Source organism: Amycolatopsis sp. CA-126428 (assembly GCF_002904335.1).
Classification (GTDB): Bacteria; Actinomycetota; Actinomycetes; order Mycobacteriales; family Pseudonocardiaceae; genus Amycolatopsis.
Genome location: NZ_PPHF01000091.1, coordinates 1 through 21,880, shown reverse-complemented (window position 1 = coordinate 21,880; position 21,880 = coordinate 1). Strand labels below are relative to the sequence as shown.

The 21,880-nt window shown below is 75.3% G+C and carries 1 protein-coding gene and 2 pseudogenes; all 3 read right to left on the bottom strand.

Annotated elements, in window-relative coordinates:
* Positions 1-3,798, bottom strand: a pseudogene (locus C2L58_RS48765) (type I polyketide synthase); the annotation flags it as partial.
* 27 nt (positions 3,799-3,825) lie between these two features.
* Positions 3,826-20,313, bottom strand: coding sequence for a type I polyketide synthase (locus tag C2L58_RS49880; protein ID WP_441296315.1), 16,488 nt, complete (start codon positions 20,311-20,313; stop codon positions 3,826-3,828).
* 21 nt (positions 20,314-20,334) lie between these two features.
* Positions 20,335-21,861, bottom strand: a pseudogene (locus C2L58_RS51715) (SDR family NAD(P)-dependent oxidoreductase); the annotation flags it as partial.
* Positions 21,862-21,880: the final 19 nt, after the last annotated feature.

Genomic DNA, 21,880 nt, shown 5'->3' with positions numbered 1-21,880 from the left:
GAGCCGCTCGGGGGTCACGGAGTCCAGCACGCCGTCGTCCAGCACCCCCGCCGCGTGCACGATCGCCGACACCGCGACGTCGCTGCCCGCCGACTTCAGCGCGACCCGGCACTGATCGGGGTCGGCGACGTCGGCGGCGAGCACGCTGACCGCGACGCCGAGGTCCGTCAGTTCCGCCGCCAGGTCCCCGGCGCCGGGCGCGTCCGGTCCCCGGCGTGACACGAGGGCCACGTGCTCGGCGCCCGCCTCGGCGGCCCACCGCGCGACCCGCGCGCCCAGCGCGCCCGTGCCCCCGGTGATCACCACGGTCCCGCGCGGGCGCCACGCGCCGTCCTTCGCCGGTGCCGTCCGGATCAGCCGGCGGCCGAGCAGCCCGGAGTCGCGGACCGCGAGCTGATCCTCGCCGTCCTTGTTGGACAGAGCAGTGGCGAGGTGCCGCGCCGAGTGGTCGTCGAGCTCCGCCGGCAGGTCGACGAGCCCTCCCCAGCGATCGGGGAACTCGAGGGCCGCGACCCGGCCGAGCCCCCAGAGCTGGGCCTGCGCGGGCTCGGGGACGGTGTCGCCGGGCCGCGCCGGCACGGCTCCGCGCGTCACGCACCACAGCGGCGCCGTGACACCGGCGTCGCCGAGCGCCTGGATCAGGGAAAGGGTGCCCGCCACCGCGCGGGACCGGTCGGGATCGGGAGCGTCGTCGAGCGCGAGCAACGACACCACCCCCGCGTACCCGGTCTCCGGGAAGGACCGCGCGAGCGAAGCGCGGTCGGCCACTTCGAGGTCGACCGCGATCGTGGTGACCTCGGCACCGCCGTCGGCCAGGGCGCGAAGCACCGCGTCGAGACCGGACGCCCCGGCGGGCACGACGGCCAGCCAGGTGCCGGCGAGCCTTCCGGGCCCGGCGGGCAGCGGCTTCCAGGTGGCCCGGTAGCACCACTGCTCCACCACGGACTTCTCGGTCGTCCGGCGGCGCCACGCCGACAGCGCGGGAAGCACCTCGGCGAGGTCCTCACGGGCCACGCCGAGCTCGCGGGACAGCGCGCCGAGGTCGGCCCGGTCCACGGTCTCCCAGAACGCGGCGTCGAAACCGTCGCCGGCGGCTTCTCCCGGGTCCAGCCAGAAGCGCTCGCGCTGGAACGCGTAGGTCGGCAGCGGGACGCGCACCGCCGCGCGGCCGGCGAAGAACCGCTCCCAGTCCGGGGACAGCCCGCTCACGTGCAGCCGGCCGACGGCGGCCGTGACCGACTCGACGTCGGCGCGGTCCTTGCGCAGCGCGGAAACCAGCGTGCCTTCGACGGATTCCGCCGCCATCGCCGTCAGCACGCCGTCCGGGCCCAGCTCCAGGAACCGGGTCACGCCGTGCTCGGCCAGGTAGGTCACGCCGTCGTGGAACCGGACCGTTTCCCGCACGTGCCGGACCCAATACTCCGGCGAGGTCAGGTCTTCGGCCAGTGTCCCCGTCACATTGGAGACGACCGGAATCGACGGCGCGTAATAGGTCAGCGTCTCCGCGACCTCGCGGAACTCCGCCAGCATCGGCTCCATCAACGCCGAATGGAAGGCGTGGCTCACCGGCAACCGGCGGGTCTTCCGGTCCTCGAACTGCTTGACGACCGCGTCGACCGCGTCCCCGTCACCGGAGAGCACCACCGAGGACGGCCCGTTCACCGCGGCCACCGACACGTCCTCGACCAGCAGGGGCAGCACTTCGGCCTCGGTGGCCTGCACCGCCACCATCACCCCGCCGTCGGGCAGGGCCTGCATCAACCGGCCGCGTGCCGACACCAGGACGCACGCGTCCGCCAGGGAGAGAACACCGGCGACGTGCGCCGCCGCCAGCTCGCCGATCGAATGCCCGACCAGGAAATCCGGGGTCACGCCCCAGGATTCGAGCAGCCGGAACAAACCCACCTCGACGGCGAACAACGCCGCCTGCGCATACCTCGTCCGGTTCAGCAGTTCGGCGTCCTCGCCGAACATCACCTCGCGCAAACCGGCCACGTGCGCGCACACCGTGTCCACCACGTCCGCGAACACCGGGAACGAGTCATACAGCTCGCGCCCGGCACCCAGCCGCTGCGCGCCCTGACCCGAGAAGAGAAACGCCGTCTTGCCCGCTTTCCCCTTGCCCGGCACGACACCACGGACCTGGCCGGGCGACTGGCGACGCTCGGCCAGCGCCGCGAGCTCCGCGCGCAGCGACCCGCGGTCGGCGCAGACGAGCACGGCCCGGTGCTCGAACGCCGCCCGCGCGGTGGCCAGCGAGTAGGCCACGTCGGGGAGGGCGACGTCGGCGTTCTCGTCCACATAGGACAGCAGGCGGGCGGCCTGGCCGGCCAGCGCGTCCTCGCCGCGGGCGGACAGCACCACCGGCACGACCGCCGTCCCCGCCCGGGCCGGCTCGTGCTCAGGCTCGGCGGCGTCCGCCGCGGGCGGTTCCTCGACGATCACGTGCGCGTTCGTGCCGCTGATGCCGAACGACGAGACCCCGGCGCGGCGGACCCGCTCTCCGCCGGGCCACGGCCGCGCCTCGGTGAGCAGCTCGACCGCACCGGCGGACCAGTCCACGTGGGACGTCGGCTCGTCCACGTGCAGCGTGCCGGGCAGCAGCTCGTTCTGCAGCGCGAGCACCATCTTCATCACGCCCGCGACGCCGGCGGCCGCCTGGGTGTGCCCGATGTTCGACTTGATCGAGCCCAGCCGCAGCGGTTCCGCGCGGTTGCGGCCGTAGGTCGTCAGCAGCGCGTGCGCCTCGATCGGGTCCCCGAGCGCGGTGCCGGTCCCGTGCGCCTCGACGGCGTCCACATCGGACGCTTCGAGTCCCGCGCCGTCCAGTGCTTCGCGGATGACCTGCTGCTGGGACGGTCCGTTCGGCGCGGTCAAGCCGTTCGACGCGCCGTCGGAGTTCACCGCCGAGCCCGTGACGACGGCCAGCACCGGGTGCCCGTTGCGCCGCGCGTCCGACAGGCGTTCCACCAGCAGCAGCCCGGCCCCTTCGGCCCAGCCCGTGCCGTCGGCGGCCTCGGCGAACGGCTTGCAGCGCCCGTCCGCCGCGAGCCCGCGCTGCCGGCTGAACTCGAGGAACATGCCCGGCGTCGACATCACCGTCACGCCGCCCGCGAGCGCCAGCGAGCATTCCCCGCGGCGCAGCGACTGCGCCGCCCAGTGCAGCGCGACCAGCGACGACGAGCACGCGGTGTCCACCGTGATCGCCGGTCCCTTCAGGCCGAGCACGTAGGCGACCCGGCCCGACGCGATGGCGGTCGAGGTGCCGGTCAGCAGGTGGCCCTCGACGCCGTCGGGCAGGCTGGTCAGCCCGGAGCCGTACCCGGTCGACGCGGCTCCGACGAACACCCCGGTCCGGCTGTTCTTCAGCGTCAGCGGATCGATCCCGGCCCGCTCGAACGCCTCCCACGACATCTCCAGCAGGATGCGCTGCTGCGGGTCGGTCGCGAGCGCCTCGCGCGGGCTCATCCCGAAGAACGCGGGGTCGAACTGCGCCGCGTCGTACACGAACCCGCCCTCGCGGGCGTAGGTCGTGCCGGACCGGTCCGGGTCCTCGTCGAACAGCGCGGCCGGCCAGTTGCGGTCCAGCGGGAACGAGGAGATGCCGTCACCGCCGGCGGCGAGCAGCCGCCACAGCTCCTCCGGCGTGCGAACGCCACCGGGGTAGCGGCAGCTCATCGCCACGATGGCGATCGGCTCCGACTCCTTCTCCTCGACCTCACGCAGCTGTCGATGGGCCTGCCGCAGATCAGCGGTCACCTTCTTGAGGTAGCCGAGCAGCTTGTCCTCGTCCGCCACGTTCGTCACCTTCCTCGCCGGGCACCGTCAGGACCCGAACTCCTTGTCGATCAGGTCGAACAGCTCGTCGGCGCTCGCGGCCGCCACGTCGCCGTCCCCGGTACCGGCCGCGGGCGTGCCGCTCCACCGGCCGAGCAGGTCCTCGAGCTTGCGCGTGATCGCCGAGCGCAGCCCGTCGTCCGCGGCGACCCGGGAGAGCAGGCCGCCCAGCTGGTCCAGCTCGCCGAGCGCGCGCTCGGCGGCCGGTTCCTCCTCCGGCACGATCTCGCCGAGCAGGTAGCCCGCGAGCGCGGTCGGGGTCGGGTAGTCGAACACGAGGGTCGCCGGCAGCCGGAGCCCGGCGGCGACGCCGAGCCGGTTCCGCAGCTCGACCGAGGTCAACGAGTCGAAGCCGAGCTCGTTGAACGACCGCTCCGGCTCGATGTCCCCGGCCGAGGCGTGCCCGAGCACCGCGGCGACCTGGCCGCACACCAGCTCGACCAGGGCCTCGGCCCGCTCCGCTTCGGCCATCCCGCCCAGCGCCTTCGCCAGCGAGCCGGCGACGTCCGCCTGGCCCGCGGACTGCGCGCTGCGCCTCGACGGCGCCTTGACCACGCCCCGGTAGAGCGGCGCCAGCGCCTCGCCCTGCTCCCGCAACGCGGCCGTGTCGAGGTCCATCGGCAGCAGCGCCGGCTCGTCCGTGCCGAGGGCCGCGTCGAACAACGACAGGCCCAGCTCGACCGTGAGCGGCCGCATCCCGCCGCGCGCCATCCGGGCGAGGTCGGCTTCGGTGAGCCGGCTCGTCATCCCGGCGCCCTGGCCCCACGGCCCCCACGCGAGCGCCGTGGCGGGCAGGCCGTGGTGGTGCCGGTGCGCGGCGAAGGCGTCGAGGAAGACGTTCGCCGCCGCGTAGTTGCCCTGGCCCGCGCCGCCGAAGAGGCCGGCGGCGCCGGAGAACAGCACGAAGGCGGCCAGCTCCTGGTCCTTGGTCAGCTCGTGCAGGTGGACCGCGGCGTCGAGCTTCGGCCGCAGCACGCGGTCGACCCGCTCGTGGTCGAGCGAGGCGAGCAGCCCGTCGTCGACGACGCCCGCCGTGTGCACCACCGCGGTCAGCGGGTGCTCGGCGGGCACCCCGGCCAGCACGGCCGCGAGCGCCTTCCGGTCCGCGACGTCGCAGGCCGTGATCACGGCCTCGGCACCGAGCCCGGCGAGCTCGCCGGCCAGCTCCGGGGCGCCGTCGGCATCGAGCCCGCGCCGGCTGGTCAGCAGCAGGCGGCGAACGCCGTGCTCGGTGACGAGGTGGCGGGCCAGCTCGCGGCCCAGGCCGCCGGTGCCACCGGTGACCAGCACCGTGCCGCCGGGGTCGAGCTGCCGCGGCATCGTCAGGACGACCTTGCCGATGTGCTTCGCCTGGCTCATGAACCGGAACGCCTCGGGCGCGCGCCGCACGTCCCAGGTGGTGATCGGCAGCGGCCGCAGCGCGCCGCCGCGCAGCAGCTCGACCAGTTCGGCGAGCATCCGCCCGATGCGGTCCGCGCCCGCCTCGACGAGGTCGAAGGCCTGGTAGCGCACCCCCTCGTGGGCGGCGGCGACCTCGTCGCCGGCACGCACGTCGGTCTTGCCCATCTCGAGGAACCGGCCGCCGGGCGAAAGCAGCCCGAGCGAGGCGTCGACGAACTCGCCCGCGAGCGAATTCAGCACCACGTCCATCCCGCGTCCACCGGGCGCCGCGAAGTCCGCCGCGAAGCCGAGCGACCGCGACGACGCGATGTGGTCGTCGGCGAGGCCGAGTTCGCGCAACGCACCGTGCTTGCCCGCGCTCGCCGTGCCGTAGACCTCCGCCCCGAGGTGCCTGGCCAGCTGCACCGCCGCCATGCCGACCCCGCCCGCGGCGGCGTGCACGAGCACCGCGTCGCCCGGCCGGACCCCGCCGAGGTCGACCAGCGCGTAGTACGCGGTCAGGTACGCCAGCGGGATCGAAGCGGCTTGCACGAACGACCAGTCGTCCGGGATCCGCGCCACCATCCGGTGATCGGCGAGCACGAGCGGGCCGAACGCGCCGCCGAACATGCCCAGCACGCGGTCGCCGACGGCGAACCCGGTCACGTCCGGCGCGACTTCGGTGATCACTCCGGCGCCTTCGAGCCCCATCGCCCCGACCTCGCCGGGGTACATCCCGAGGGCGTTCAGCACGTCGCGGAAGTTGACGCCGGCGGCACGCACGGCGATGCGCACGTGGCCGGGCAGCAGCTCGCCGGCGGCTTCGGGGGCGGGCTGCAGCCGGAGGTTCTCCAGCGTGCCCCGCTGCCCGATGTCCAGCCGCCAGGACGGCGCGTCCTGCGGTGGCACCAGCGCTCCCGCGGCCGGCTTCGCCAGCCTCGCCACGTGGGGGACGCCCGCCCGCAGCACCAGCTGCGGCTCACCGCTGCGCAGGGCGGCCGGCAACGCCTCGATCGACGCGGGCTCGTCGTCGACGTCGACCAGCAGGATGCGGCCCGGCTGCTCGGTCTGCACCGAACGCACGAGGCCCCAGACCGGCGCGTACGCGAGGTCCCGGACGTCCTCGCCGGCGCGCGCGACCGCACCCCGGGTCACGACGACCAGCGTCGAGGCCTCGAACCGCTCGTCGGACACCCAGTCCTGCAGCAGGTCGAGCAGCCCGTGGGTCGCGGTGCGGACGTCCGCGGGCAGGTCACCGGTCGCGTGGCCGTTGGCCACGCACGGAACCAGCACGGCGTCCGGCACCGTGGCCCCGCCGAGCGCGGCGAGGTCCGGGTAGGCCGCGACCACGGCCCCGGTGCGGGCCAGCTCGGCGGCCAGCTTGAGGTCGTCCGCGCCGAGCACGGCGAACGATGGCGAGCCCGGCGCCTCGCCGGGTTCGATCGGGCTCCAGTCGAGGCGGTACAGCGATTCCGGCGCCGACGGCGCGCTCTGCAGCGCCTCCGCCGAGATCTCGCGCATCGCCAGCGACTCGATCGACGCGACGGGCAGGCCGGCCGCGTCCCACACGGTCAGCGCGAGCGCGTCGGGACCGGCCTGGGCGAGCCGCACCCTGGCCGTCGCCGCCCCGCCCGCGTGCAGCGACACCCCGCTCCAGGAGAACGGAAGCCTGCTGCGGCCGGAACCTTCGAGCGGGAGGAACACCAGCGGGTGCAGCGCGGCGTCGAGCAGCGCGGGGTGCAGGCCGAAGCCGGCCGCCGCCTCCTGCTGCGCCTCGGGCAGCGCCAGCTCCGCGAAGACCTCGTCGCCGATCCGCCACGCCGCCCGCATGCCCTGGAACGCCGGGCCGTACGCGAACCCGCTGCGGGCGTACATCTCGTAGAAGTCGTCCACTTCGAGCGCTTCCGCGCCCGCCGGCGGCCACGCGTCGAGCCGGTCCGCCGGCTCGGCGGCGCCGGTGTCGAGGACACCGGTGGCGTGCAGCGTCCACGGCTGGTCCGCGGCCGCCTTCTCGGGTCGCGAGTGGACGGTGAGCGACCGGCTGCCGTGCTCGTCCGGCTCGCCGGCGACGACCTGCAGCTGGACGCCGCCGTGCTCGGGGAGCACCAGCGGAGCGGCCAGCGTCAGCTCGGCCACGCGAGCGCAGCCGACCTCGTCGCCGACCCGGATCGCCAGTTCCAGGAACGCCGTTCCCGGCAGCAGGATCCGGCCCTGCACGGCGTGGTCGGCCAGCCACGGCTGGGTCTGCACCGACAGCCGGGACGTGAACAGGTGGCCGTCCGAGGCCGCGAGCGGCACGGCCGCCCCGAGCAGCGGGTGCCCGGCCGCACCGAGCCCGGCCGCGCGGACGTCGCCGAAGCCGAGCGCCGATGCCGTCGGCCAGAACCGGCGGCGCTGGAAGGCGTAGGTGGGCAAGGCGACCCGGCGCGCGTCCCGGCCCGCGAAGAACGCGGCCCAGTCCGGTGACGTGCCGTGGACGTGCAGCGTGGCGACGGCCGTCGTGATGCCGGTGACCTCGGTGCGATCCCGGCGGAGCGCGGGCACGAGCACGGCGTCGGTGTCGGCCACGCAGTCGGCGGCCATCGCCGTGAGCACGGCATCCGGGCCGAGCTCGAGGAACCGCGTGACACCGTGCCCGGCGAGGTACCGCAGCCCGTCGTGGAAGCGGACGGCCTGGCGGACGTGCCGGACCCAGTACTCCGGTGAGGTCAGCTCCTCGGCCGTCGCCAGTGTCCCCGTCACGTTCGACACCACCGGCAGCCGCGGCTGCTCGAACGTCAGGCTCTCGGCGACCCGCCGGAACCCGTCGAGCATCGGCTCCATCGACGGCGAGTGGAACGCGTGGCTCACCGTGAGCCGGCGGGTCTTGCGGCCGGCCTCGCGGAAGTGCGCCGCGATCGCCTCGACCGCCGCCTCGGCCCCGGAAACCACGACCGACGCGGGACCGTTGACCGCCGCGATCGACACCGGTTCCGTCAGCAGCGGCGTGACTTCGTCCTCGCTCGCCTGGAGCGCGATCATCGCGCCCCCGGCGGGGAGCGCCTGCATCAGCCGGCCCCGCGCGGCGACCAGCTTCGCGGCGTCGGGCAGCGAGAGCACGCCCGCGACGTGGGCCGCCGCCAGCTCGCCGATCGAGTGGCCCACCAGGTAGGCCGGGGTCAGGCCCCACGACTCGACGAGCCGGAACAGCGCGACCTCGACGGCGAACAGCGCCGCCTGCGTGTAGACCGTCTGGTCCAGCAACGCGGCGGTCTCCGCCTCGGCACCGTCCGCTTCGGCGAACAGCACCTCCCGCAGGGGCCGGTCGGCGATCCCCGGACCGCCGACGGCGTCGAACTCGGCGTCGAGCTGCGCGCACACGGCGTCGAGGGCGTCGGCGAACACGTCGAAGGTCGCGTACAGCTCCCGGCCCATGCCCGCCCGCTGGGCGCCCTGGCCCGAGAAGAGGAACGCGAAGCGCGCGTCCGGCGCGGCCACGCCACGGATGACGTCCGCGGTGCCCCCGCCGGCCAAGGCGTCCAGCGCGCCCAGGAACTCCGCCGGCTCGGTGGCCACGATCGCCGCCCGGTGCTCGAACGACGACCGCGCGGTGGCCAGCGTGTAAGCGACGTCGAGCGGAGCGGTGTTCTCGCAGGCGCCCCGCAGCCGCGCCGCCTGCGCCGCGAGACCGTCGGCGGTCGCCGCGGACACGAGCCACGGCACGGGCCCGGATGCCTTCGGCTCGGGCACGACCGGCGCGGGTTCCGCGGCCGGCGCCTGCTCGACGATCACGTGCGCGTTGGTGCCGCTGAGCCCGAACGAGGAGATCCCGGCCCGGCGCGGCGTCCCGTTCGCCCGCCACGGCACCGGCTCGGTGAGCAGGGCCACGTCGCCGGCCGACCAGTCCACGTGCGACGACGGCTCGGTGACGTGCAGCGTCTGAGGCAGCAGCTCGTGCTGCAGTGCCAGCACCATCTTCATCACCCCGGCCACGCCCGCCGCGGCCTGCGTGTGCCCGACGTTGGACTTCACCGAGCCGAGCCACAGCGGCCGGTCCCGATCCCGGCCGTAGGTCGCGAGCAGTGCCTGCGCCTCGATGGGGTCCCCGAGCACCGTGCCGGTGCCGTGCGCTTCGACAGCGTCCACATCGGACGGACGAAGGTTCGCGGTGGCCAGCGCGTCCCGGATCACCCGCTGCTGCGAAGGGCCGTTCGGCGCGGTCAGGCCGTTCGACGCGCCGTCGGAGTTGATCGCCGAACCCTTCACCACCGCCAGGACGGGGTGGCCGAGCCGCCGGGCGACGGAAAGGCGTTCCAGCACGAGGATCCCGGCGCCTTCGGCCCAGCCCGTGCCGTCGGCGCTCTCCGAGAACGGCTTGCACCGCCCGTCGAGAGCGAGCCCTCGCTGACGGCTGAACTGCACGAACGACGACGGCGTCGACATCAGGGTCACACCGCCCGCCAGCGCCAGGTCGCATTCGCCGGTGCGCAGCGCCTGCGCCGCCCAGTGCAGGGCGACCAGCGACGACGAGCACGCGGTGTCGACGGTGACCGCCGGGCCTTCGAGCCCGAGGGTGTAGGCGATGCGCCCGGACAGGATGCTGCCCGAGTTGCCCGTCATGACGTAGCCCTCGACGTCGTGGTCGGACATCGCCAGCAGCGGCGTGTAGTCCTGCCCGGTGGCCCCGGCGAAGACGCCGGTCCGGCTGCCGCGCAGCGAAGTGGGGTCGATCCCGGTGCGTTCCAGGGCTTCCCACGAGGTTTCGAGCAGCAGCCGGTGCTGCGGGTCCATCGCGAGCGCCTCGCGCGGGTTGATCCCGAAGAACGCGGCGTCGAACTGCGTCGCGTCGCCGACGAAACCGCCGGAGCGCACGTAACTCGTGCCGGTGTTGTCGGCGTCCGCGTTATAGATGGCGTCGAGGTCCCAGCCGCGGTCGGCGGGGAACTCCGTGATCGCGTCGCCGCCCTCGGCGAGCAGGTCCCACAGCTGCTCGGGCGACCGGACGTCGCCAGGGAACCGGCAGCTCATGCCGACGATGACGATCGGGTCGTCGGCGGGCTGCGCGACGACGGTGGCGGCCGGGGGTTCGGCGGCGGGTGCGTCACCGGCGACCAGTTCGCCCCGCAGGTAGCGGGCCAGCGCGGTCGGCGTCGGGTAGTCGAAGATCAGCGTCGACGGGAGCCGGACCCCGGTCAGCGAGCTGAGCCGGTTGCGCAACTCCACCGCGGTCAGCGAGTCGAAGCCGATGTCGCTGAAGGCTCGCGCGCCGTCGACCTCGTCGGCGCCGTCGAACCCGAGGACGCCGGACACGAACAGCTTCACGATGTCGAGCAGCTCCCGCTCCCGCTCGGCCTCGGACAGCCCGGCGAGCCGCGCCGACAACGCCGAACCACCGGCGTCCGGATCGCCGGCCGCATCCGCGGTCAGCTCGAGCGCGCGCTTCGCCTCGGGCACGCCCTCGATGAGCCGGCTCGGCCGCAGCGTGCCGAAGCCGGGCGCGTAGAGCGACCAGTCGACGCCCGCGACGGTCACGCACGTCTCGTCGTGGTCGAGCGCCTGCCGCAGCGCGGCGAACGCCTGCTCGACCTCCAGCGCGAGGATGCCGCCCCGGCGCTGGCGTTGCAGCAGTGCGGCGTGGTCGGCCATCCCGCTCTCGGCCCACGGCCCCCACGCGACCGACGTCGCGGTCAGGCCGAGCCCGCGCCGGTGGTCGGCGAGCGCGTCGAGGAACGCGTTGGCGGCGGCGTAGTTGGACTGGCCCGGCCCGCCCCAGACGCCCGCGGTCGAGGAGAACAGCACGAACGCCGACAGCTCGGCGGTCCGGGTCAGCTCGTGCAGGTTCAGCGCCGCGTACGACTTCGCCCGCAGCACGCCGGCCAGCCGGTCCGGCGTCATCGAGTCGAGCATGCCGTCGTCGAGCACACCGGCCGCGTGCACGACCGCCGTCAGCGGGTGCTCGGCGGGCACCAGCGACAACGTCGCCGCGAGGCTGTCGCGGTCGGCGGCGTCGCACGCGGCGATCGTCACGCCGACCCCGAGTCCGGTGAGCTCGGCTTCGAGCTCCGCGGCACCCGGGGCGTCCGCGCCCCGGCGGCTGGTCAGCAGCAGGTGCTCGGCGCCCTCGTGGGCGAGCCACCGGGCGAGGTGCGCGCCGAGCGCACCGGTACCACCGGTGACGAGCACGGTGCCGGACGGCGACCAGGCACCGTCGGTGCCGGTGCCGCCGAGCGGCGCCCGGACGAGCCGCCGCCCGAAGACGCCGGACGCCCGCACCGCGAGCTGGTCCTCGCCGTCGATGCCGGTGAGCGCGGCCGCCAGCCGGCGGGCGGAGCGGCGATCGGGACGCGCGGGGAGGTCGACGAGCCCGCCCCAGCGTTCCGGGTGTTCGAGCGCGGCGACCCGGCCGAGGCCCCACACGAGCGACTGCGCCGGGTGGTCGAGCGAGTCCGCGCGTCCGGTCGACACCGCGCCGCGCGTCGCGCACCACAGCGGCGCGTCGACGTCGGCGTCGCCGAGCGCCTGCACGAGCGTGGCCGTGCGGGCCAGGCCCGCGGGAAGCTCCCGGTGGCCGTCCTCGGCCGTCTCGTCCAGCGCCAGCAGCGAAAGCACGCCGCCGAGGGTGCGGCCGTCCGCGGCAGCGCGGACCGCTTCGGCCAGCGCAGCGCGGTCGGTGCCCGCGGCGAGTCGTTCGACCTCGGCGCCGTGCGCGGCGAGCGCTTCGGCCGCGGCGGCCGCCCACGCGCCGGTCGTGGCGTCGGTGTCCGTGCCGGTGACGAGCAGCCAGGTCCCCGACAGCTCGGGAGCGGCCGGATCGGCGACGGGCCGCCAGCTCACCCGGTAGCGCAGGTTGTCCAAAGTGGACTCGTCGCGGCGGCGCCTGCGCCACGAGGACAGGGCGGGCAGCACGGGCTCCAGCGCCGCCCGGTCGAGCTCGAGCGTCTCGGCGAGCGAGCCGAGGTCTTCGGAGTCGACGGCGTCCCAGAACCGCGAGTCGGCCGGGTCGGCCGCGCTGTCCGGGCCCGCGGCGCTGCCCGGCTCGGGGAACGTGGGCCAGAAACGCTGGTGCTGGAAGGCGTAGGTGGGCAACTCGACGTCGGCCGGCTCGCGCCCGGCGAACACCGGGGCCCAGTCGACCGCGTAGCCGCCGCAGTGCAGCTCGCCGAGGGAAAGCAGGAACCGCCTCAGGTCGGCGTGCGTGCGGCGGAGGGTGCCGACCACCAGCGGCCCGGTCTCGTCCTCGCCCGCACCGCGCGCCACGTCCTCGACCGCCGTCGTGAGCACCGCGTCGGCGCTCACCTCGACGAACACCCCACCTTCGCGCGTCGCCGCGAGGACGGCGGCGTCGAGCAGCACCGGAGCGCCCAGGGCACGGGCCCAGTACCCGGCGTCCAGCACGCCCGCCGGTTCGCCGGTCACCGTCGAGAGGACCGGCACCCGCGACTCGGCGGCCTCGAGACCGTCGAGCTCCGCCAGCAGCCGGTCGGCCACGGTGGGGTCCGGCAGGTGGGCGCCGCTCACGGAACGGGCCTGCCCGCCACGCGCCCGGCATGCGTTGATGAACTCTTCGATCGCGCCGGGGTCTCCGGAGACGATGGCCTCCGCGGGCCCGTGCGAAGCCGCGAGCCGCACCCGGCCGCCGGTCTCACCGAGCAGCACGTCCAGCTCCGCACGGGCCAGCACCACCAGCGCCGCCGCCGCGTCCGTGCCGGTCAGCACCCGGCCCCGAGCGACGAGCACCTTCACCGCGTCACGCAGCGAAAGGGCACCCGCGACGCAGGCCGCGGCGAGCTCGCCGTCGGCGTAGCCGAGCACGGCCGACGGCCGCACGCCGTGCGCTCGCCACAGCTCGGCGAGCGCCACCGACACCGCGAACGCACACGCCTCCGCCACGTCGATCCGATCGGCCGAGGGGGCTCCTTCCACCCCGCGCAGCACGTCGGGGACCGACCAGCCGGTGGCCTCGGCGATGGCGTCCGAGCACTCGCCGAGGCGGTCGGCGAACACGGCCGACTCGGTCAGCAGCTGCGACACCACGCCGGGCCGGCCCGCCTGCCGGCCGGGGAACACGAACACGGCCTTGCCGCGCGCGGCCGTGACCCCGGTGACCAGGCCGCTGTCCGCCCGCTCGTCGGTCAACGCCCGCAGCGCGTGCCGGAACCCGGTGAGGTCGTCGCCGACGAGCACCGCGCGGTGCTCGAAGTGCGTCCGGCCCGTCGCGAGCACCTTGCCGATGGCGGCAGGATCCTGACCATCCACAATGGACAGGAGTTGCTCGGCCTGGGCCCGCAGGGCAGCGGCCGACCGCGCCGAGACCGGCCACGCGACCGTGCCGCCGGCCGGCTCGACGTGCCGCGCCGGCTCGTCCGGGGCCGACTCGAGGATCACGTGCGCGTTGGTGCCGCTCATCCCGAACGACGAGACGCCCGCGCGCCGCGGCGCGCCCGTCTCGGGCCACGGCCGCGCCTCGGTCGCCAGCTCCACGGCACCCGAGGACCAGTCGACGTGCGGGGTCGGCGTCTCGGCGTGCAGGGTCGGCGGGACGATGCGGTGCCGCATCGCCTGCACCATCTTGATCACGCCGCCGACGCCCGCGGCCGCCTGCGAGTGCCCGATGTTGGACTTGAGCGAGCCGAGCCACAACGGCCGGTTCGCCGGCCGGTCCTTGCCGTAGGTCGCGAGCACGGCGCCCGCCTCGATCGGGTCGCCGAGCGCGGTGCCCGTCCCGTGCGCCTCCAGCACGTCGACGTCGGCGGGCGTCAGGCCCGCGTTGCCGAGCGCGTGCCGGATGACCCGCTGCTGGGACGGTCCGTTGGGCGCGGTCAGCCCGTTGGACGCGCCGTCGGAGTTGAGCGCGCTCCCCTTGACGACGGCGAGCACGCGGTGCCCGTTGCGTCGCGCGTCCGAGAGCCGTTCGAGCAGCAGGACACCGGCACCCTCGGCCCAGCTCGCGCCGTCGGCGTCGGCCGAGAACGGCTTGCTGCGCCCGTCGGGGGCGAGCGCCTTCTGCGCGCTGAATTCGACGAGGGAAACCGGGCTCGACATCACGGTCACGCCGCCGGCCAGCGCGAGCGAGCAGTCGCCCGCGCGCAGCGCCTGCGCGGCCCAGTGCAGGGCGACCAGCGACGACGAACAGGCCGTGTCGATCGAGACGGCGGGCCCTTCGAGCCCGAGCGTGTAGGCGACCCGGCCGGAGAGCACGCTCGGCGAGTTGCCCGTGCCGAGCATGCCCTCGGAGCTTTCGACGGCGTGCATGAGCAGCGAGCCGTAGTCCTGGTACGTCACACCGGCGAAGACGCCGGTCTTGCTGCCGCGCAACGCCTCCTGGGTCAGTCCCGCGCGTTCCAGCGCCTCCCAGCTGATTTCGAGCAGGAGCCGCTGCTGCGGGTCCATCGCCACCGCCTCGCGCGGGCTGATCCCGAAGAACGCGGCGTCGAACTCGCTCGCGTTGTGCAGGTAGCCGCCTTCGCGCGTGTAGCAGGTGCCCGGGGTCTGGCCGTCGGGGTCGTAGAGGGCGTCGAGGTCCCAGCCGCGGTCGGTGGGGAACCCGGTGATCTCGTCGGACCCGGCCGCGACGACCTCCCACAGCTGTTCTGGGGTGCGGATGCCACCCGGGTAGCGGCAGGCCATCGAGACGATCACGATCGGCTCGTCGTCGACCGGCGCGGTCACCGCGGGCCCGCTCGCGCCCGCCGGGGCGCCGACCAGTTCCTCCTCGAGGTGCCGGGCGAGCCCGGCCGGGGTCGGGTAGTCGAAGACGAGGCTCGCGGCGAGCCGGAGCCCGGTGACCTCGTTCATCGCGTTGCGGAACTCGACCGCGCTCAGCGACGTGAAGCCGAGGTCGCGGAACGCGCGGCCGGGCTCCACCGCCTCGGGTCCGGAGTAGCCGAGCACCATCGCGGCCTGCTCGCGCACGAGGTCGAGCAGCACGGTGTGCCGGTCTTCGGCGGCCACGGCGACGAGCTGCTCGCGCAGGCCGACCCCGGCGTCGCCGACGACGGTCTCCGGCACGGCCCGGGCCCGGCGCACGAGCGCGCGCAGCGGCGCGGGCACCGTCTGTCCATTAAGGACGCTCTGGTCGACGTCCATCGGCAGCACCGGCGAATCGGCCGCCCCGAGGGCGCGGGCGGCGAGCACCGCCACGTCACCGGCGGTGAGCGGGCGCAGCCACGGCCGGTCCGCCACGTCGCGGGAGACCACGACCGCGAACCCGCCGTCCGTGCGACGGCGCCGGGCCAGTTCGTCGACCTGGGCCGACGGCCCGGCCGCCAGGAGCAGCAGCCGTGCCGACGCCGGGATCGCCGTCTCGACGGCTCGCAGCGTCGCGGGATCCGTTCCCGTGTGGACGATGGTGGTCACGGCGTGCTCGGTCACCAGGGCCGAAACCGACGCGGCGTCCGCGAGATCGGTCTCGACAATGGAGACCCCGTCGAGGCCGTCCAGTTCTTCGTCCAGCTCCGCCGCACGTCGCGCCGAACCGGCGGCGAGCAGCACCGGCCCGTGGCCGAGCCCGAGCAGCCGCCGGGCGAGCGGTCCCGCCACGTCGTCGGCACCGGCGTTCGCGACCAGCACCGGGCCGCCCGGTTCGACGGCCTCGACGCCGGCGCGCACCAGCCGGGAGACGAGCACTTCACCTTGCCGCACCACGGCTTCCGGCTCGCCGGGCACCACGACCGCCGGCCCATCGGTATCGACCACGGCGAACCGGCCGGGGTGCGCCGCCTCGGCAGCGCGGACGCGCGCCCAGATCGCGGCACCGTCCTCGGTCCACTCGCCGTCCGCACCGGCCCCGGTGGTGACGAACGTCAGCGTCTCGCCCGCGAACCCGTCCTCGGCCAGCCACGCCTCGACGAGCGGGGTCACTTCATCCACTGTGGACACCGCGACGGCGACCGGGGCCGTTCGCTCCTGGGAAGCCAGTGCCGCGAGATCCGTGTCGAGCAGCACCGGAGTGAGCCCGCCCTCGGCCGGCTGCCAGTCCAGCCGGTAGAGCGCGCCGCGGCCGGCGTCCCCGGACGCGGCCAGCTGTTCGGCCGAGACGGTGCGCAGCACGAGCTCGTCGGCCGAGGCGAGGAACCGCCCGGCCGGGTCGGCGAGCGTGACGGCGACCCCGCTCGGGCCGTCCGACGGCGAAAGCCGCACGCGCAGCGCGGTCGCCCCGGCGGCGCCGAGGGTGATCCCGCGCCAGGAGAACGGCAACCTCGGGCCGCTCGCCCCGGCGTCGGCGGGCAGGAACGCCAGCGCCTGCAAGGCCGCGTCGAGCAACGCCGGGTGCAGGCCGAACCCGGCCGCGCCGGCGGAGCCGGGCAGCGCGACCTCGGCGTAGACGACGGTGCCGAGCCGCCACGCCGCCCGCAGGCCACGGAAGGCGGGGCCGTAGTCGAACCCGCCGTCGGCGCGGGTGGCGTAGTGGTCGTCGACGGGGATCGCCACGGCGCCCGGCGGCGGCCATTCGGCCAGCGATGTCCCGGTGCGCCCGGCACCCTCGCGCAGGAGCGTGCCGCTCGCGTGCCGCGCCCACGTCCCGTCGCCGTCCTCGTGACGGGAGAACACGGCGAACGAACGGACACCGGCCGGGTCGGGGGCCCCGGCCCGCACCTGCAGCCGGACCCCGCCGGTCCCGGGCAGCGTCAGCGGCTCTTCGAGGACCAGTTCCTCGACGGTGTCGCAGCCGAGCACCTCGCAGGCGCCCAGCGCCAGCTCGACGTAGCCGGTGCCGGGGAACAGCACGCGGCCGCCGACGACGTGGTCGGCCAGCCACGGCTGGGACCGCACGGACAGCCTGCTGCTGAACAGCGTCTCCCCGGACCCCGCGACCGCCGTGACGACCCCGAGCAGCGGGTGCCCGGAGGCGGTCAGCCCGGCCGCGGCCGGGTCGCCACCACCGTCGGTGGCGTCGAGCCAGTACCGCTCGTGCTGGAAGGCGTAGGTCGGCAGCTCCACGCGCCGGGCTCCCGGGCCGCCGAGCAGCTTGCCCCAGTCGGGGGCCGGCCCGCTGACGTGCAGCCGGGCGAGTGCGAGGAGCAGCGCGTCCGGCTCACCGCGATCGCGGCGCAGCAGCGGCACCACCACGGTGTCCGGCGGCAGCGGGTCGAGGCACTGCTCGGCCATCGGCGTGAGGATGGCGTCGGGGCCCAGTTCGACGAACCGGGTCACGCCGTCCTCGGCGAGGCCGCGGATCCCGTCGTGGAAGCGCACCGCTTCCCGGACGTGCCGCACCCAGTACTCGGGGCTGCCGAGCTCGCGGGCGCTCGCGGGCTCGCCGGTGACGTTGGAGCGGATCGGGATCGCCGGTTCGCCGTAGGTCAGCGACGCGGCGACCGCGCGGAACTCGTCGAGCATCGGGGCCATCCGCGGCGAGTGGAACGCGTGGCTCACCCGCAGCCGTTTCGTCATCCGGCCCATCGCCTCGAACTCGGCGGCCACCTCCAGCGTCGCGGCCTCGTCGCCGGCGATCACGACCGCCGAAGGGCCGTTGACCGCGGCGACGGACACCTCGGCACCGCGGCCGTCCAGGGCGGCGACGACCTCGTGTTCGGCGGCCTGCAGCGCGACCATCGCGCCCCCGGCGGGCAGCGCCTGCATCAGCCGGCCCCGTGCGGCGACCAGCTTCGCCGCGTCGGGCAGGGAAAGCACCCCGGCGACGTGCGCGGCGGCGAGCTCGCCGATGGAGTGGCCGACGAGGTGGTCCGGGGTCAGCCCCCACGACTCGACGAGCCGGAACAGCGCCACTTCGATGGCGAACAGCGCCGGCTGCGTGTAGGCCGTCTGGCTCAGCAGCTCCGCGTCCTCGCTGCCCGGCTCGGCGAACATGACTGTCTTCAGTGGACGGTCGAGGTGCAGGTCCAGGTGCGCGGTGACGGCGTCGAGGGCGTCGGCGAACGCCGGGAAGGACTCGGCCAGCTCGCGGCCCATGCCGGGGCGTTGCGAGCCCTGGCCCGAGAACAGGAAGGCGGTGCGGCCGCCCGCCGTCGCGGACCCGCTGAGCACACCAGGTGCCTTCGCACCGGCACGCAGCGCCGTGAGGCCGTCCGCGAGGTCCGCCGTGTCCCGACCGAGCACCACGGCGCGGTGCTCGAACGTCGAGCGGGTGGTGGCCAGCGCGTAGGCGAGGTCGGCCGCCTCCGCCGGTGTGCCGTCGAGCGCGGACAGCAGCCGGTCCGCCTGCGCACGCAAGGCCGCGGCGGTCCGGCCGGAGACGGGCCAGGCGAGCACCGGCGGCACCGGCCGTTCGGCGGGCTCGGCGTCGGCCGGGACGGCGGCCGGCGCTTCGATGACGACGTGCGCGTTGGTGCCGCTGATGCCGAACGACGAGATGCCGGCCCGCCGGGGCCGGTCGTGCTCGGGCCACGGGGTCGCCTCGGCGAGCAGGCGGACGTTGCCCGCGGACCAGTCGACGTGCGGGGAGGGCTCCGCGGCGTGCAGGCTCGGCGGGAGGACGCCGTGCCGCATGGCCAGCACCATCTTGATGACGCCCGCGACACCGGAAGCGGCCTGGGTGTGCCCGATGTTCGACTTGACCGAGCCGAGCCACAACGGCTGCTCCCGGTCCTGGCCGTAGGTCGCCAGCAGGGCCCCGGCCTCGATCGGGTCGCCGAGCGTCGTGCCCGTGCCGTGAGCCTCCACCGCGTCGACGTCCTCGGGAGAGAGGCCGCCGTCGGCGAGGGCCCTGCGGATGACCTGCTGCTGGGCGGGACCGTTCGGCGCGGTGAGGCCGTTGGACGCACCGTCGGAGTTGACCGCGGAGCCGCGCAGGACCGCGTGCACGGTGTGCCCGTGGCGGCGCGCGTCCGAGAGCCGTTCGACCAGCAGCAGCCCGGCCCCTTCCGACCAGCCCGTGCCGTCGGCGCCGGCGGAGAACGGCTTGCAGCGCCCGTCGGCGGCCAGCCCGCGCTGGCGGCTGAACTCGAGGAACGACGCCGGGGTCGCCATCACGGTCACGCCGCCGGCGATCGCCATCGTGCACTCGCCGTCACGCAGCGCCTGCGCGGCGAGGTGCAGGGCCACCAGCGACGAGGAGCACGCGGTGTCGACGGTCAGCGTCGGCCCTTCGAGGCCGAGCGTGTAGGAAATCCGGCCGGAGGCCACGCTGCCGGAGTTGCCGGTGAGGAAGTGGCCGGACAGCCCCTCGGGCACCTCGGCGAGCCCGGCGCCGTAGCCGGACGCGCCCGCGCCGACGAACACGCCGGTCTGGCTGCCGCGCATCGAGTGCGGGTCGATCCCGGCGCGTTCGAACAGCTCCCACGCGGTCTCCAGCAGCAGCCGGTGCTGCGGGTCGGTGGCCAGCGCCTCCTTGGGGCTCATCCCGAAGAACAGCGGGTCGAACTCCCCGGCGCCGTCGAGGAAACCGCCGGTCACCGAGTAGGTCTTGCCCTCGACGCCCGGTTCGGGGTCGTAGAGCGCGTCGACGTCCCAGCCGCGGTCGGCGGGGAACGTCGAGAGCCCCTCGGCGCCGTCGGCGACCAGCCGCCACAGGTCGTCGGGGCCGAGCACGCCGCCGGGCAGCCGGCAGCTCATGCCGACGATGACGATCGGGTCGTCGGCCGCCGAGGCGGCCGGCAACGCGGGGCCGTCGACGCTCGCGGAGCCGAGCAGCTCGTTCAGCAGGTGCTCGGCGAGGGCAGCGGCGTTCGGGTAGTCGAACACCACCGCGGCGGGCAGGCCGACCCCGGTCTCGGCGGCGAGCCGGTCGCGCAGCTCCACCGCGGTGAGCGAGTCGAGGCCGAGGTCCCGGAACGCGCGGTCGGCGGCGATCGTGCCGGCACTGCCGTGCTCCAGCACGGCGGCGAGCTCGGTGCGGACGAGGTCCAGCACGAGGTCGGCCCGCTCGCGTTCGGTGCGTGAGCGCAGCTTGGCCAGCAGCGCGGAACCGTCCGACGCGGCCGGCCCGGTGGCCGTGCCCGCGATGGCCGCGGCGGCTTCGGGGACCGCGTCGAGCAGCGGGCTCGTCCGCACGGCGGTGAACCCGGGCACGAAGCGCGCCCAGTCGACGTCGGCGACCACGCAGGTGGGCTCGTCCGCACCGGCCGCCTGCGCCAGCGCGTCGAGCGCGGTCGGAGGGTCGAGCACCGTCAGGCCCTGCCGCGCGAGGCGCCGCTGTTCGTCGGCCGACGCGGCCATGCCGTCGCCGCCCCATGGGCCCCAGGCGATCGAGGTCGCCGCGAGGCCCGCCGCCCGGCGGCGTTCGGCGAGCGCGTCGAGGAACGCGTTCGCGGCGGCGTAGCCGGACTGCCAGCCGCTGCCCCAGGTGCCGGCGATCGACGAGAAGAGGACGAACGCGTCCAGTGCGGTGGTGCCGAACAGCTCGTCGAGGTGGGCGGCGCCCTCGGCCTTGGCCCGCATCATCGCGGCCAGGTCGTCCACAGTGGAGTCGATCAGCGCGGTGCCCTCGGTGGTGCCCGCCGCGTGCACGACCGCGCGGATGTCCGCGCCCTCGGCGCGAAGGCGCTCGACGAGCGCGGTCAGTTCGGCCTTGTCGGCGACGTCGCAGGCGGCGACGGTCACCCGCGTCCCGAGCCCGGTCAGTTCGGCTTCCAGCTCCGCCACGCCGGGCGCGGCCGGGCCGCGCCGTCCGGTCAGCACGAGGTGTTCGGCGCCGTGCGCGGCGGCCCACCGGGCGACGTGCGCGCCCAGCGCACCCGTGCCGCCGGTGATCAGGACCGTTCCGCGCGGCGTCCAGCCGGGTCCGGTCGCGGGCAAGCTCGCGTGCCGGAGCCGGCGTGCGAACACGCCGGAGTCGCGGATGGCCAGCTGGTCCTCGGCGGACCCGGCGAGGACGGCGGCCAGCCGGCGCACCGCGCGCTCGTCCGGCCGCACGGGCAGGTCGACGAGCCCGGCCCAGCGCCGGGCCTGTTCGAGCGCCGCGACCCGGCCCAGGCCCCAGACCGCGGCCTTGGCGGGCACGGGCGGCGCGTCGGAGCGGCCGATCGAGACGGCCTCCGTGGTGACCGACCAGATGCGCACGTCGAGTCCGGCGTCCTCGACGGTACGCAGCAACGAAACGGTGTTCGCGAGTCCCGCCGGCACGGCCGGACGGCCGGGGTGCGGCTCGGCGTCGACGGCGAGCAGCGAGAGCACCACACCCTGGCCGTGCGCTTCGACGGCGTCGCGCAGGCGGCCGGCGAAGTCCGGGGTGCCGAACTCGATCGCGGTGCCGCCGATGGCGGTGGCGAGCTCGGCGGCGAGCCGGCCGGGCGGCACGACGACGGGCAGCTCGCTGTCCACAGTGGCCGATTCGACCCCGGTGACGGGCTGCCAGCCGATCCGGTAGCGCCAGCCGTCGATGCTCGCCTGCCGGTCCTGCTTGCGCCGCCAGGAGGACAGCGCGGGCAGCAGCGTCCGGAGCGACTCCTGCGTGGCTTCTTCCGAGACGTCGAGGGTGCCGGCGAGCGCGTCGAGGTCCGCGCTTTCGACGGCCGCCCAAAACGCGGTGTCGGTCGGGCCGGACACCGGCGCGGTGGTGCTCGCCGCCCGCTCCGGCCAGTAGCGCCGCCGCTGGAAGGCGTAGGTGGGCAGGGCGATCCGGGCTGCGCCGGGGAACAACGGCGACCAGTCCACGTGCTGCCCCGACACCGCGAGCGCCGCGGCCGCCGTCAGCACGCTCCGCTCCTCGGCGCGGTCCTTGCGCAGCGCGGAAACCAGCGTGCCCGCCACGGATTCCGCCGCCATCGCGGTCAGCACACCGTCC

What these genes read in the sequence shown, in the direction of transcription:
- C2L58_RS49880 (WP_441296315.1), bottom strand. Translation starts at nt 20,313, where the DNA reads ATGGCCGCGTCGGCCGACGAACAGCGGCGCCTCGCGCGGCAGGGCCTG.